Annotated in this window: 15 protein-coding genes; 3 read left to right on the forward strand and 12 right to left on the reverse strand. The window is 63.7% G+C overall.

Annotated features, from left to right (window positions below):
- Positions 1-158: 158 nt before the first annotated feature.
- From ACRC0P_RS02825 to flgB, 12 genes are all read right to left on the reverse strand, one after another.
- Positions 159-1,922, reverse strand: coding sequence for an RICIN domain-containing protein (locus ACRC0P_RS02825; protein WP_438628268.1), 1,764 nt, complete (start codon positions 1,920-1,922; stop codon positions 159-161).
- A 725-nt stretch (positions 1,923-2,647) separates the two neighbouring features.
- Positions 2,648-3,844 (reverse strand): flagellar hook-associated protein FlgL, encoded by a 1,197-nt coding sequence (gene flgL / locus ACRC0P_RS02830; protein WP_438628269.1) that lies wholly within the window; start codon positions 3,842-3,844, stop codon positions 2,648-2,650.
- 12 nt (positions 3,845-3,856) lie between these two features.
- On the reverse strand, positions 3,857-5,476 hold the full coding sequence (gene flgK, locus ACRC0P_RS02835; protein WP_438628270.1) for a flagellar hook-associated protein FlgK: 1,620 nt from the start codon (positions 5,474-5,476) through the stop codon (positions 3,857-3,859).
- Positions 5,477-5,751: 275 nt separating this feature from the next.
- On the reverse strand, positions 5,752-6,066 hold the full coding sequence (locus ACRC0P_RS02840; protein ID WP_438628271.1) for a rod-binding protein: 315 nt from the start codon (positions 6,064-6,066) through the stop codon (positions 5,752-5,754).
- On the reverse strand, positions 6,066-7,166 hold the full coding sequence (locus ACRC0P_RS02845; protein WP_438628272.1) for a flagellar basal body P-ring protein FlgI: 1,101 nt from the start codon (positions 7,164-7,166) through the stop codon (positions 6,066-6,068). The genes ACRC0P_RS02840 and ACRC0P_RS02845 overlap by 1 nt, the downstream gene beginning before the upstream one ends.
- A 9-nt stretch (positions 7,167-7,175) precedes the next feature.
- The gene (locus ACRC0P_RS02850; protein WP_438628273.1) at positions 7,176-7,847 is read right to left on the reverse strand and encodes a flagellar basal body L-ring protein FlgH; all 672 of its coding nucleotides are present in this window, start codon (positions 7,845-7,847) and stop codon (positions 7,176-7,178) included.
- A 10-nt stretch (positions 7,848-7,857) separates the two neighbouring features.
- A complete protein-coding gene (flgG, locus tag ACRC0P_RS02855) occupies positions 7,858-8,640 on the reverse strand; it encodes a flagellar basal-body rod protein FlgG (protein WP_438628274.1) in 783 nt (260 codons plus the stop codon).
- Between the two features lie 119 nt (positions 8,641-8,759).
- Positions 8,760-9,515 carry a flagellar basal body rod protein FlgF gene (locus tag ACRC0P_RS02860; protein ID WP_438628275.1) on the reverse strand — a complete coding sequence of 252 codons (756 nt, stop codon included), beginning with the start codon at positions 9,513-9,515 and terminating at the stop codon, positions 8,760-8,762.
- A 99-nt stretch (positions 9,516-9,614) separates the two neighbouring features.
- Entirely contained in the window at positions 9,615-10,802 is a 1,188-nt protein-coding gene (gene flgE, locus ACRC0P_RS02865) for a flagellar hook protein FlgE (RefSeq protein ID WP_438628276.1), read from the reverse strand.
- Positions 10,803-10,834: 32 nt separating this feature from the next.
- The gene (gene flgD / locus ACRC0P_RS02870; protein ID WP_438628277.1) at positions 10,835-11,509 is read right to left on the reverse strand and encodes a flagellar hook assembly protein FlgD; all 675 of its coding nucleotides are present in this window, start codon (positions 11,507-11,509) and stop codon (positions 10,835-10,837) included.
- Positions 11,509-11,910: a flagellar basal body rod protein FlgC gene (gene flgC, locus ACRC0P_RS02875; RefSeq protein ID WP_438628278.1), complete on the reverse strand. Its 402-nt coding sequence runs from the start codon at positions 11,908-11,910 to the stop codon at positions 11,509-11,511. Before flgC ends, flgD begins: the two co-directional genes overlap by 1 nt.
- A gap of 19 nt (positions 11,911-11,929) precedes the next feature.
- Positions 11,930-12,337, reverse strand: coding sequence for a flagellar basal body rod protein FlgB (gene flgB / locus ACRC0P_RS02880; protein WP_438628279.1), 408 nt, complete (start codon positions 12,335-12,337; stop codon positions 11,930-11,932).
- Positions 12,338-12,492: 155 nt separating this feature from the next.
- On the opposite strand from flgB, the gene flgA reads away from it, so the two are divergent.
- The 3 genes from flgA to ACRC0P_RS02895 all read left to right on the forward strand — a co-directional run bounded on the left by flgA (position 12,493) and on the right by ACRC0P_RS02895 (position 13,979).
- Positions 12,493-13,164, forward strand: a complete 672-nt coding sequence (gene flgA / locus ACRC0P_RS02885) for a flagellar basal body P-ring formation chaperone FlgA (protein ID WP_438628280.1) — start codon at positions 12,493-12,495, stop codon at positions 13,162-13,164.
- A gap of 84 nt (positions 13,165-13,248) precedes the next feature.
- Positions 13,249-13,533: a flagellar biosynthesis anti-sigma factor FlgM gene (gene flgM, locus ACRC0P_RS02890; protein WP_438628281.1), complete on the forward strand. Its 285-nt coding sequence runs from the start codon at positions 13,249-13,251 to the stop codon at positions 13,531-13,533.
- Positions 13,530-13,979 (forward strand): flagella synthesis protein FlgN, encoded by a 450-nt coding sequence (locus ACRC0P_RS02895; RefSeq protein ID WP_438628282.1) that lies wholly within the window; start codon positions 13,530-13,532, stop codon positions 13,977-13,979. Before flgM ends, ACRC0P_RS02895 begins: the two co-directional genes overlap by 4 nt.
- Positions 13,980-14,380: the final 401 nt, after the last annotated feature.

Below are 14,380 nucleotides of genomic sequence, written 5' to 3' on the forward strand. Positions count from 1 at the left end.
CAAAGCCCTGTGTTCGTATAGGCGGCGATCTTCTTCGCCAGGGAATCCGATTGAGATACGCGTTTATTGCGCAGCATTTGAAATAGCCCCGACCAAATGGCCAGGGCTATTTCAATAGTCAAAGCGATCAACCTCACAGGTCGATCCTGTTCGCTTGGTCAGAACTGCATAAAGAAATCCCAAGCCTCTGCGGGAATCCAGGATTCAGCCGCGCCGGGCTCCCGATGGTCGTGAATGTGACCTCCATCGAAGGTGCAGACTTTCACGGGATAACCCTCATCACAGCCTTCCATATTAACGCATAAATGCTGGGAGGGACTTCCTGGAACCCAGGTTTCAATGTCGTTTGGCACGTTACATCCGTTATCGCGCGCTTTCTCCAAAGCGATGTACTTCGCACCGCGTCCGCCGCCAGCATCCCAAGGAGTGATGGAGTCGGCCATGCCGGTTGTCTGCATCCAGGCGATGGGTTCAGTGCGTTTTGGGTTGGGCAACCAAATATTGAAGTTCGCGGGAGACATCCCGAAACCTGCGCGGATTACGTCCTGGTGATTGGTGGACAGTGAATAAGAGATCATCCCCCCGAAGCTCATGCCCGAGACGAATACCCGCGTGGTATCAACACACAGGCTATTTTTTATGAAATTAGTGATGTCATCAAATAAAGGATGATCGCGTTGATCCCACCGATCGATGGCTGTCGGCGCGATCCAAATCGCCGGGACATTATCCCTGAGCGCCTGGGTCCTTAAGCCAAACCAGTTTAAGAAGTCAGTATTATAGACATGTTCGCCAACCCCACCTAAACCGTGCGAAACGTAAAACAAGCGGTAAGGTTCATTAGGATCGTAATTAGAGGGAAGGGTGACAAAGTATTCGCGCTCTATACCACTGCTAATAATGGTGTTCCTACCGTTCGTAAGCGATAGGGGGTTGCCGCAACCCGCACTCTTTTCCGGGGGGTTCTTCACACCGCCGGAGCCGGAACAATCACCGACGCTGACGGCGCTGCCAGTTACGGTCAAGCTATCGATATTGCCCAGCCCCTCAGCAGTGGTAGCCTGCAGACGAATTGTGTGGCTGCCTTGGTCCAGCCACAATTCGACGGCTTCGCTGTTACTCCAGTTTGTCCATCCACCTGTGGTGGCCTGAGTTAGTCCGGTGTATTGAAGCTCACCATCAATAAGCACATCAGCAAAACGTCCACTCGCACCACCATTAGCATAGCGCCATTGCAAAGTGTAGCTGCCGGCCTGACCAATCTCGACTTCCCAGGTGATCCCGGTACCGATGTTGTTGTCAGTGTTAGCAAAACCGCTACCGTTGAAGCCGGAGTGATTTGTGTCGACGCTACCATCTACGTCACAAAAGCCACCTTCCTCTTCAAGCGTCACACTTGTTGGGTTGGGGTTGTTGCCCCCGACAAGATCAAGTGCCCACAACTGGGTGTCGCCACCCCACCATTCCCACTGCGCAATGTTTGCGCCATCAGAGGTATCCCAATCTAACAGGTCGAGACTTTTGCCACTGTGTTTATTGATAAAACTAAAATAGCCATCGCCCTGATCAGTGATAGTCCACGTTTGTGATTCACCCCCCCAGTATTCCCACTGGACCACATTGCCGCCATCTGCGGTGCTGAAGTCGTACACCTCCATGGCCTTCCCACTATTCACGTTAACGACGGAATAGTCATCGCCCCCTACATTAGAAATTTCCCACTGCTGGGTGGCGCCTCCATTTGCAGACCATTGGATAACGTTTGCCCCATCGGCGGTATCGGCGGATCCCACCTCTACCAACTTTTCACTGTATTTGGACGTGATGGTATAGATCCCATCATCAATGGCCCAACTTAGTTGAGCACATGAAAGTAAAACTGTCAGCGACCCCAGCCGCCAGATTATATTTCTCATCATCATAATATGCTTCTCGCTTTTGTCAGGGGTTAGACAACACACGCCTAAAGCGGACAAAACCCGTTGGTGAATGTTTTTATTTAGTACAACCGTGCAAAGAAACTAGATTTCACTAAGATAGGAAGACAGATAATATCTAATATAATATGACCATACCATAATCAGCCCGGACAAGATTTCCAAACTACGCACGAGTTCTATAACTTGGAAAAATTTCGATAATGCGCATAAATCATTAAAATTCGGCAAGCTTTGTGCGAGGCAGCACATGAAAAACCCACCATGCTATGCAGCATCTCGACTCACACCAATTGCAGATTAGGTTTCTTGTGCCATTCACGTGAAAATTAATGACATAAGCGCCAACCGGGAGATAACCCCCTCCGAGGAAATTCAGTGATTTCTATGGTGTGCAGGGTGGTGAGGTCGAAGCCGGGCGCCGGCGCCCGTTCGCGCTTCTCCGCCGACAAGGCTTGGGCTCGGGCTGCTGTATGAATAGGGTCGATCAGAGCAAGCGATAGAAGCAGATGTGTTCTACCAGCTCTTTATTTTATTTGCCTGACAGATTTTTACTCCTGCAAAACCTGTCTTGACGGGGGGCCACTTTACCCGATCAAACATGGCACAAAAGCCGGAACTGAACCCCGAAACTTTGATGGGCACGCTCCGCTTTGCCCATCCTACGGACGCGAGCATGGCAAAGCGGAGCGTGCCCATCAGGGGGAGGATCAGAGCCGGTCGAACAGGCTCATGCCTTTGATATCGACAAAGGCCTTCTGCGCCGCCTGCAAGCCCACCTGGCGCAGGCTGTACTCGGAAATGGCCTCGACATAATCCAGGTCCACCAGGTCCGACAGGGCCTGCTCGTAGTTGAGCGCGCGGTTGCCGGCCACCGAGTCCACCACGTCCAGTTCGTTGAGCCGCGCGCCCACGGAGGCGCGGGTGGTGAGTACATTGTCCAGGCTGTTGTCGAACTCGCGCATCACCGTGCTCAGGGTGTTCCCGCGCGCGGCTTTCTCCGCATCGGTGCCGGCCGGCTGTTCCAGCACTGCCAGGGCCTTTTCGAAGGTCGCGAACAGGTCCGTATTCATGTTTTCGGCCAGGTCCACATCGATGCGGTCGCCGTCGGCGGGCGCGCCCTTGAGGGTCAGGGACAGGCCGCCGAATTCGATCGCCGAGCCCTCCTCGTAGGGCTGTGCCGGCCCGCCGTTTACCGAATAGGTGGCGCTGCCGCCGGTTACCGAAAAGGCGATTTCATAGGCGCCGCCGAAGCCCGGATCGGTCTCATCCACTACCCGGGGCCCCGCGAAGGTGACGCTGCCGGCGTTGGCGCCGCCCGCTTCAGCGACGTATCCGGCGCTGGGGTGTACGCTCCGGAACACCGTCTCGCCGTTGTCCGCCACCGACATCAGCCGGGACGCATCGATGCGTACTTGGCGGGCGCTGGCGTCACCGACGTAGCTCACCGAGCCGTCGGCGGCGCGCACGAAGGGCTCGCTGCCGTCCCGGTAGCCGCCGAACAGGTAGCGGCCGTTGCCGTCGGCGGCGTTGGCCTGCCCGATCACCGTCTCGTAGACGCCGCGCAGCTCGCTGGCCACGGAGGCCCGGTCGGCGTCGCTGAGAGTGTCGCTGGCCGCCTGGATGACAAGCGCCTTGGCGCTGGCGATGGCGTCGCCGACGCTGTCGAGCACGCTCTCCTCCTGGGCCAGGGCGTTGCGGGCGCTCACCCGGGCCTCGCCGTACTGCTCGGTGGCCGCCAGGGACTGGGACACCTGCACCGCCCGGGAAGCCGCCTGGGGGTCGTCGGAGGGGTTGACCACCCGGCGCCCGGAGGCGATCTGCTGGCCCACCTTGAGAAACTCGCCCTGCTGGCGGTTCATGGAGTTCATGCTCTGCTCGTACATGGTGACGGTGCTGACGCGCATCGATTTGTCTCCTTATCGCAGCCCGAGAATGGCATCCATGAGGGTGGAACCCACCTGGATTACCTTGGCGTTGGCCTGGTAGTACTGCTGGTACCGGATCAGGTTGGCGGCTTCCTCGTTCAGGTTCACCCCGGATTCGGACTGCTGCAGGGCGCGCAGCTGTTCGCTGAGGCCCTGCTGGGCGTCCAGGTTTACCTGGACGATGTTGGAGCGGCTGCCCACATCGCTGACCAGGGACGCGTAGGCGCCGTTCAGGGTGGCGCCGCCGCCCACCAGCAGTTCGTCCTGCAGTTTTTGCAGTGCCAGGGCGTTTTCGTTGTCGCCACTGCCGCCACCGGCACCGGCGGCGATCTCGCCGGTGTCCCGGATCAGGTTTTCCATGCCGCCGGCGGCGCCCCGGGTGGGCTGCAACTGGAAGCGGTCGCCGTCGGCCAGGGTGGCAGCGTCGCCGATGGTCACCACCACGCCGCCAAAGTTGAGCTGGTCGCTGCCGTCGAGGGTGGCGGTGAAGGTTTCGCCGCTGTCGAGGCGGGTGACCTGGAATTCGCCGGCGGCGGCGTCGGTCACCCGCAGCTCGTAGTCACTGGCGGTGAGTTGGTCCAGGTCGCCGAATGCCGCGCCGATGGTGGCACCGCCGGCGTTGGCGGGGTCGCTGAAGGCGCGCGGCTGGCCCACGGCGAACAGATCACCCCCCGGGTCACCGTTCAGGTCCACACCGGCGCGATGCTGTTCGTTGAATCCCCCCGCCAGGGACACCGCCAGTTGGCCAATCTGGTTCCGGGTGGTATCCAGGGCTTCCCGGCGGAAACTGAGCAGCCCGCCCAGGGAGCCGCCGGAGAGGGTGTCCTCATCCAGCTGCACCAGGTTGCCGGCGGAATCCCGGTAGCCCACCGCGGTGCGGGTGGGATCGGAGGAGGCGGTCACCGCCTCCAGGCCGAAGCTGCGGGAGCCGGCGACGATCGGCTGGCCGTTGCCGATGGACAGGTTGTAGGTGCCGCTTTCCTGCACGGTGAGGCGCACGTCGATGCGTTTGCTGAGGTCGGCTACCAGTTGGTCGCGCTGGTTGAGCAGGCTGTTGGGTGCTTCGCCGGTCCTGGCCTTGGCCAGGGCGATTTCGCGGTTGAGTTCGGCGACCTGTTCGGCGGTGTTGTTGATCTGCGCAATCTCGTCGCCGATCTGGCCGTTGATGCCGTCCTGCATATCCTGCAGGTAGCCGTCGAAGGCGCGGAACTGGGCGCTGAGCGTGTCCGCCGCGCCGATCACGCCCTGTCGCGCCGCCGGGTCCGCGGGCGCGCTGACCAGGTCCTCGATGGCGGAGAAGAGGTTCTGCATCAGCGGCGCCAGCCCCGCCTCCCGGTCGGCCAACAGGTCGTCGATCTGCGCTATCTGCGTTTGGTAGGTATCCAGCGCGCTGGTCTTGCTGTTGGCCGCGTTGAGCTGGGCGGAGACGTAGTGGTCGAACTGGCGCTGGACGTCGTTCACCTGCACGCCGCCGCCGGCGTTGCGTTCGCCCAGCAGGGTGATTTCGCGGTTGTAGCCGGGGGTGTAGACGTTGCCGATATTGTTGCCGGTGGTGTTGAGTGCGTTCTGCGCGGCGTTCAGGCCGCTTAACCCGATCGAAAAAATACTCATGTTTGCTTCCTGTTAACCCCCTGGCTGTTCGTAGCCGTAGGATGGGCAAAGCGCAGCGTGCCCATCAGCCGTGCCTGTGATGGGCACGTCGCTGCGCTCCTTTGCCCATCCTACAAACTTGCCTTTCCGTAAAGCCAACACCTCGGGTATCGGCCGGCGGACCTTCTTTCTTTAATTGCTGCATTCGGGAAGCCGCACCTGTAGGAGCCTGCTTGCAGGCGAAAAGGAACAGAACTTCGTAGCTGTTCGCCTGCAAGCAGGCTCCTACGGGGATTCTATTCATCGACGGCGGACGAATCGGACAACTGCTTCACCAACTGCTCCGCCAGCCCCAATCCCCGTCCGGCCAGGTGCTGGGAGAGCTGCTGGTCGAACAGGGATTCGTAGAAGCGGATGCGGGTGCTGTCGATCAGCTCCGAGCGCGGCGAGGCGTCGCGCATGCTCTGCATCAGTTTCTGCAGGAACAGCGCCTCGAACTGCTCCGCGGCCGCGCGCAGGTTGTTTTCCGGGTCCTCGGCGGCACCCCGCCGGAGCCGCTCCAGGCCCTGCATATCCAGGGCGAAGTCCGTGTGTGGTAAATCCGGTCCCATCACAGTATCTCCAGTTCCGCGCGCAGTGCACCCGCGGCCTTGAGCGCCTCGAGAATCGACATCAGGTCCTGGGGCGTGGCGCCCAGCGCGTTGAGGGCGTCCACCACTTGCATCAGGTCGGCGCCCTCCACCAATTGCAGCGAACCGTGCTGCTGCCGGATGCTGATATCGCTGTCCGGCACCACGACGGTATCGCCCTGGCCGAAGGGCGCCGGCTGGCTGACGCCGAAGCGGGTGTCAATCACCACCGACAGGTTGCCGTGGGCCACCGCGGCCGGCCGGAGGGTGACGCGGCCGTTGAGGACCACCGAACCGGTGCGCGCGTTGATTACCACCCGCGCCGGAGCCTCGCTGGGTGTCACCTGAACCCGCTCCACCCGAGCCATGAAATTGACCCGCGCGTTGGGGTCGTCGGGCCCCTGCAGGCGGATTGCCCCGGCATCCATCGCCGCCGCCACCGGCTGGCCGAATTCACTGTTGATGGCGCGAACCGCGCGCTGGGCGGTGCCAAAATCCGCTTCCCTGAGTTGCAGTTCCAGTACGCCGCCGAGCCCCAGTTCCAGGGGCACTTCCCGCTCCACCACGGCGCCGCCGCTGATGCGGCCCCCCGCCTGCTGGTTGATCTGCACGCTGGAGCCGCCGGCCTCGGCGCCGGCGCCGCCCACCAGCAGGTTGCCCTGGGCGAGGGCATAGGTGAGCCCGTCCGCGCCTTTCAGCGGCGTCATCAGCAGGGTGCCGCCGCGCAGGCTGCGGGCGTTGCCGACGGAGGACACCACCACGTCGATGCGCTGGCCGGGCCGCGCAAAGGACGGCAGCTCGGCGGTGACCATCACCCCGGCGATATTGCGCAACTGCATGTTGGTGCCCGGGGGAATGGTAATTCCCAGCTCCGAGAACATATTGCTGAGACTCTGGGTGGTGAAGGGCGTCTGCATGGTCTGGTCGCCGCTGCCGTCCAGGCCCACCACCAGCCCGTAGCCCACCAGCAGGTTGTCGCGCACGCCGGCGAAATCCGCCAGCTCGCGCAGGGGCTCGGCGCGCGCGACGCCGGCAAGCACCGACAGGATCAAAAGGAGCGGAATCGGGAAAAGGAGTCGCATGGTCGCCGCTCAAAAGGGGGAAATATTCAGGAACAGGCGCTGCAGCCAGCCCATCTGCTGGGCCTCATCGATATAGCCTTCGCCGACGTATTCAATGCGCGCGTCGGCCACCTGGGTGGAGCGCACGGTGTTGCTGCCGGAGATCTCGCGCGGGTCGACGATGCCCGAGAAGCGGATAAACTCGGCGCCCTGGTTGATCTGTATCTGTTTTTCGCCGCGCACCCGCAGGTTGCCGTTGGGTAGCACTTCCAGCACCGTGGTCGTCATGGTGCCGGTGAAGGTGTTCTGCGCCTGGGAGCCGCCGCCGCCCTCGAAGTCGTTGGTGCCCTCTATATCGAAGCCGTATTCCTCCAGGCTCTCGAGGCCATCCGGCACCACGGTGGAGGTCAGGGAGGCGGCGCCGCTGCGGTCGGCATTGCTCGCCGAACGCTTGGAGGCGCTCACCTGTTCGTTGAACACCACCGTCAGCAAGTCGCCGGACATGCGCGGGCGGCGGTCCTCGAACAGCGGCCGGTAGCCACGCGCCGGCTGGTAGACGGCACCGTTGGCCTGCGCCGGCGGCGGCAGCGGTATTTCCACCCATTCCTCGTCACTCACCACCGAGAAGCGCGGCAGTTGCGCACAGCCGGTGGCGAGCAGGGCCAGCGCCACCACCAGGGATTTTTTCACCGCGAAAAACATGGCCCCGGCCTTACAGCTGGGCCAGGCGCGAGAGCATCTCGTCGGATGTCTGCACCGCCTTGCTGTTGATTTCGTAAGCGCGCTGGGTCTGGATCATGTTGACCATCTCCTCCACCACATTGACGTTGGAGGTCTCCACGTAGGACTGGTACAGGCTGCCGGCGCCGTTCATGCCCGGCATGCTCTCGCTGCGCATGCCCGAGGCGGTAGTCTCCAGGTAGAGGTTCTCGCCGATGCTTTCCAGGCCGGCGGGATTGACGAAGGTGGAGAGGGTCAGCTGGCCCACCTCCACGTTCTGGCTGGAGCCGGGCTCGGTGATCGAGATCAGGCCGTCCTTGCCGATGGTGATGGACAGGGCGTTTTCCGGGATGATCGCCGCCGGCTCCAGGGGGTAGCCGCTGGAGGTCACCATCTGACCGTTCTGATCCAGTTGGAAGCTGCCGTCGCGGGTGTAGGCAACGGCGCCGTCGGGCATGCGCACCTGGAAAAAGCCCTTGCCGTTGATCGCCAGGTCCCGGGAGTTGCCGGTGTTCTCCAGGCCGCCCTGGCTGTGCAGCCGCTCGGTGGCCACCGGCCTCACGCCGCTGCCCACCTGCATGCCCGAGGGCAGAGCGTTCTGAATATCGTTCTGCGCGCCCGGCTGACGCAGGTTCTGATAGAGCAGGTCCTCGAACACCGCGCGGGATTTCTTGAAACCGTTGGTGCCGGTGTTCGCCAGGTTGTTGGCGATCACGTCCATCTTGACCTGTTGGGATTCGAGGCCGGTCTTGGCCGTCCACAGGGATTTGATCATCGTCGTCTCCTCTTATAGCCCGAATTGCCCCGTGGGAGCGGGCCCTGCCCGCGATTGGCCTGTGGGTTCAACCAACGCAGATCGCGGGCATGGCCCGCTCCTACAGGGGGGGCAGATTGTTATTCAGTGGACAAAAGCCTGTCCGCCCGGCGGGCGTTCTCGTCGGCGCTCTCGATCACCTTGATCTGCATCTCGTAGCGCCGCGCGTTGTCGATCATCGCCACCATGGATTCCACGGCACTTACATTGCTGCCCTCCAGGGCTCCCGATATCACCCCTGCGCTTTCGTCCCGGGGCAGCGGGTCCACGTTGCCCGCGACATCCGGCGGCGCGCGGAAAAGGCCGTCCTCGCCGCGGCGCAAACCGGCCTCGCCGGGGGTGACCAGCTTGAGCCTGCCCACCTGCACCAGGGCCTCCGGGTCCTCGCCGGCGCCGATGGCGCTGACGGTACCGTCCGCGCCCGTGGACAGGGAGGCGCCCAGGGGCACGACGATGGGCCCGCCCTCGCCGATCACCGGCCGGCCGCCGCTGGTAATCACGCCGGTGGCATCCACCTGCAGGTCACCGCGGCGGGTGTAAGCTTCTTCCCCGCCCGCATCCTGTACCGCGAGCCAGGCATCGCCCTGAATGGCCACGTCCAGGTCGCGGCCGGTGGCATTCACCGGGCCAGTGCTGAAATCCGAACCCGGCGTAGACGCCATTACCGAGGCCCGCGTGGGCAGCAGGCCGTCGCCCCGCACCGGCACCGCGCGCAATGCGTGCAACTGCGCGCGAAAGCCGGCGGTGGTTGCGTTGGCCAGGTTGTTGCTGACCACCGACTGCTGTTCCATGCTCTGCCTGGCGCCGCTCATGGCGGTGTAGAGGATATGATCCATCTTTCAGCTCCCGGCCCATTCGGGCCTGTTTGATACTTTGCGAGGCTGCTGTCGAACGGCACGACTCTCCCTGCCCATCGCTGGCGCCCGGTGATGGCACTAGCGCAGGTTCACCGCACTCTGCAGCACCTCGTCCTGCACCTTGATGGTCTGGGTGTTGGCCTGGTAGTTGCGCTGGGCCACGATCAGGTCTACCAGTTCGTTGGTGAGGTCCACGTTGGAGACCTCCACCGCGCCGGACTCCAGCTTGCCGAACTGGCCGGCGCCCGCCAGGCCCAACAGCGGCTGGCCGGAGGCGCCGGTTTCGACCCAGGTGTTGTCGCCCCGGGGGGAGAGCCCCTCCGGGTTGCGGAAGTTGGCCAGGGCGATGGTGCCCAGCACCTGGGTCTGTTCGTTGGCATACTTGCCCAGGATATTACCGGCGTCGTCGAAATCGATGCCCACCAACGCGCCGGCGGCATAACCGTTCTGGGTCAGCGAGCCCAGGGCGAAGTCGCTGCCGAACTGGGTGGTGCCGTCGAAGTCGATGGCGAAGTTGATCGGGTCCGCGCCTCCGCCCGGGGTGAAGCTGTAGCCGGGGGAGGTGCTGGCCGCTTCGTCCAGGGTGCCGTTGGTGTCAAAGACCAACTGGCCGGTAGTGGTATCGGCTGCGCCGTCCACAGCCACGCGCACTTCCCAGGTGTTGTCGGCGGTCTTGGTAAAGTAGGTGGTCATGGTGTGCTGCACGCCGAGGGAGTCGTAGGCGGTGCCGGTGTTGGCGTAGGAGTAGCTGTCACCGTCGGCCGGGTCGAAGGGCACGGCGGTGCGGTCGACCGTGTCGACGGTGGCATCCAGGTTGAAGGACGCCTCCACGCCGGTGGTGGGATTGGCGTTCATGCCGCCGGCGGGCACCCGCAGCACCTCCGGCTGGCCGCCGCTGCCCACGCCGGCGGGGAGGCCGGTTAGGCGGGCGCCCTGGGCGTTTTCCAGGAAGCCCTCGCGGGTGAGGGTGAGTCGGCCGTTGCGCGAGTACACCACCTGGTCGTTCTGGGCAAAGCGCAAAAATCCGCTGCCGTTGATCGCCAGGTCCAGGTCGCGCCCGGTGGGTTCCAGGGTGCCGTTGGTAAAATCCTGCAGCACCGACGCCACCCGGGTGCCCTGCCCGGCCATGGCCCCGGTGTAGACGTCCGCGAACTGTACGCCGGAGGACTTGAACCCGACCGTCTGGGAGTTGGCGATATTATTGCCCACCACATCCAGGTTGGTGGCGGCGGCGTTGAGGCCGCTGAGTGCCTGTGAAAAACCCATGGTTTGCTCCTGCTTGTTGGAAAATCCGGGCGTTAGAGAATCTGGCGGATATCGTCCAGGGGAACCGGTTCGGCGATGCCGCCGAGATCCAGCAGCGGCGCGCCGCCGTCGTCCAGGCTCACGCCGGTGACCTGGGCGTAGTTGAGAGTGACGGGGTCCAGGGCCCTGCCGTCGCTCACCGCTTCCACGGAAACGGTGTAGGCACCCTGGGGCGCGGTGGTGCCGTCGTCCATAACCCCGTCCCAGGTGAAGGACTCGCTGCCCGCCTCCAGGGCGAAGGGCTCGAAACGGCGCACCACTTCGCCGTTGCCGTCGCGGATGGTGATGGTCACCTCCTCGGCGGACTGCCCCAGTTCGATACCGAAGGGCGTGGCACTGCCCTCTTCGCCCACCAGCACCCGGTCGCCGGGCACCAGTACGCCCTTGCCGATCAGCCCGGCGGCCTGCAGCGCCCGGCCAGTGTCCAGCTGGCCGTCGATACCCTCGAGGGTCTCGTTGAGGTTTTCGATCCCGCTGACGGTATTGATCTGCGCCAGCTGCGAGGTCATCTCCGCGTTCTCCACGGGGTTGAGCGGGTCCTGGTTCTTCAGCTGGGTAACCAGCAGGGTCATAAAGCTGCCCTGCAGGTCCGCGGCATCGCTCCGGGTGGAGGTGGTGGCGTTGAGGGCATCCCGCACGCCGCTGTCGATAACGTTGCTTACGGTCATCAGCTTTCTCCCAGGGTCAGGGTCTTGATCATCAGCTGTTTGCCGGTGTTGAGGACCTCCACGTTGGCCTGGTAGGAGCGGGACGCGGAGATCATGTTGACCATCTCGTCGACCGGCTCCACGTTGGGCAGGCTCACGTAGCCCTGCTCGTCGGCCAGGGGGTGCTCCGGTCGGTACTCGCGGCGCAGCGGCGAGGGGTCCTCGACCACGCGGGTGACCGCCACGCCCCCCACGCCACCGGTGTCCCGGCCGCGCGCCTCGAACACCACCTGCCTGGCGCGGTAGGGCTGCCCGTCCGGGCCCGCCACGCTATCGGCGTTGGCCAGATTGCTGGCGGTCACATTCATGCGCTGGGCCTGGGCGGCCATGGCCGAGCCTGAGATCTGGAAAATCGAAAACACGGGGCTCTCCTGTTCGCGGTTATTCCGGCTGCATCGCCGATTTGAGGCCCTGGATACGGCCGTTGAGAATGGTCAGTGCCGCCTGGTAGCGCACCGAGTTGTCGGCAAAGTTGGTGCGCTCCAGGTCCATGTTCACCGTGTTACCGTCCAGGCTGGGCTGGTCCGGCAGCCGGTAGAGCAGTTCCACGCCGGGCTCCCCGGAAGCCCGGGCGGCCAAGTGGCGGGGCGAAGTGGTGCGCAGCGCCAGTCTCCCGGCTTCCCCACCCTCCATCGCGCGGGAAAGCTCCCGGGAAAAATCGAAGTCGCGGGCCTTGTAGTTGGGCGTATCCCCGTTGGCGATATTGCCGGCCAGCACCTTCTGGCGCTCGTGGCGCAGGTTGAGCGCCTCGCGGTCGAAATTCAGCGCGGCGGCGAGTCGGTCGATCATGCCGGAACTCCAAAGGTTCGTTGGTCAGGCTGGAGACTAAAGCGCCCGGCGTCAGGCCAAAGGGACAAACAGACCCGGTTTTTGCAGCCATTTCCGCCGTTCGCCGGTTTGCAACCCACTTAGAATCCCCGAAAACGGCAACCGGTGTCGCGACGATGAGCCTGCACAAATCTCTGAGCACCCTGCTGCTGGCAATCCTCCCCCTGCCCTGCGCCGCCGATCCGGTGGCCGAGGCGGTGCGCACTTTTCTGCAGCGGCAGAGCCTGCCGCCCGGCGGGGAGGTGCGCATCGAAGTGCAGCCATCCACCGCGCGGATGCCGGCCTGTGAGCGGCCGCGGCCTTTCCTGCCCGGCGGCAAGCAGAAACTCCGGGGTCGGGTAACGGTGGGCGTGCGCTGTGGAGAGGGCGGCCGGCGGGTGCGCTACCTCCAGGCCCGGGTGACGGTGACCGGCAACTACTGGGTCACCGCCGGGCCGGTGGAGGCCGGCACACCGCTGACCGCGGACATGCTGACCCGCGCCCGGGGGGACCTGGGGGCGCTACCCCGGGGCGCGGTGTTCGAACGGGAAAAGGTCCTCGGCCGCGTGGCCACCCGCCCCCTGGGGGCCGGCACCGTACTGCAGAGCCACCTGCTGAAAGCGCCGCCGCTGGTGGAGCGGCGCCAGCAGGTGACCGTGGAGGCCCGCGGTCACGGCTTTCGCATCGCCCGGGAAGGTCGGGCGCTGGAAGGGGGCGCCCTGGGCGAGTCAGTGCGGGTGCGACTGCCGGACCGGAGCGTGCTATCCGCCCTGGTGAGCGGCCCCGGCCGCGTGCGGGTCGAGCTCTGAAAAAAATGATGCCAGTCACGTGCAGAAACTAAAGAAACCGGGGAAATCGCCGATTATCCAGAGAAAGCACGACGGAGAGTCCCCTTGAAGATCGACAACATTTCCCATCTGACACCGTCGAAGGCGGTGAGCGAGGGCAACGGCAAAGACAGGACAGCCGGCACGGCCGGGGACACCACTGGGAAGGAAGCCTTTGACACCGGCCGCCTGCACAGTTTTACCACCGACAGCAGTCGGGATATCGATCTCGCACGGGTACAGGAAATCCGCCAGGCGATTGCCGAGGGCCGCCTGGAAATCCGCGCCGACAGGATTGCCGACGGCCTGATCGATAGTGTGCGCGCCTTCCTCAAACAGGACTCTCAATGACGCTGGCCGGCCACCTGGAACATCACAGGGCGCATCTGGAGAGCCTGGTCGAGCTGCTGTGCGAGGAGCGCCGGCTGCTGGCCGCCGGCCAGGTGGACGGCGCCCGGCTGTCCCAGATAGCCGGACGCAAAAGCGAGCGGCTGGAGGAACTGGAACACTTCGAACGGCAGCGCCGCCGGGCACTCTGCCTCCTGGGCTACAGCGACGACCGCGACGGCGACGAACGCGCCGCCGCCGATGCCGGCTGCCTGCCCCTGTGGCACGCCGTCCGCGAGCGGGCCGGCCGGGCCGCGGATCTCAACCGCACCAACGGCCTGCTGATCGGCATCCGCATGGAGCACAACCAGCGTCTGCTGAACGCCCTGCAGGAAACTGCGGGCAGGGACCTCTACGGCCCCGACGGCCGCCCGCGTGGCGGCAGCGGCCGCGTGAATTCGCGGGCCTAGCAGTCAGTACTGTTGAGTTTAAGACCCAGCCGTAGGGTGCGCCGCGCGCACCAAAAAGTCTGAAACCCGCGCGAGCTCTGGGGCGATGCGCGTGGCGCACCCCACAAACACAAAAGTGGCCTGACTCGAATGGCACTGACTTAAGCGCAAATGGCCTTATTTGTAGGGTGGATAAGCGAAGCGCATCCACCAGTTGCAAGGCCTGGGGCGGCGGATGCGCTTCGCTTATCCGCCCTACGGGAGCCGGAAACCGCTTAAGTAAGTGCCATTCTGGTTCTAACTCAACCGTATTGGGCCTGGCAGCCATTCCGAGCCAGCGAGCCAGCGCCCGGCGATTTTTGAGAAATCTCTATCCGGAGCGGTAGGGCCCACCTCTTTATCTCAAGCGTTAAATCAGGGAG

The organism is Microbulbifer sp., assembly GCF_051659245.1.
Lineage (GTDB): Bacteria > Pseudomonadota > Gammaproteobacteria > Pseudomonadales > Cellvibrionaceae > Microbulbifer.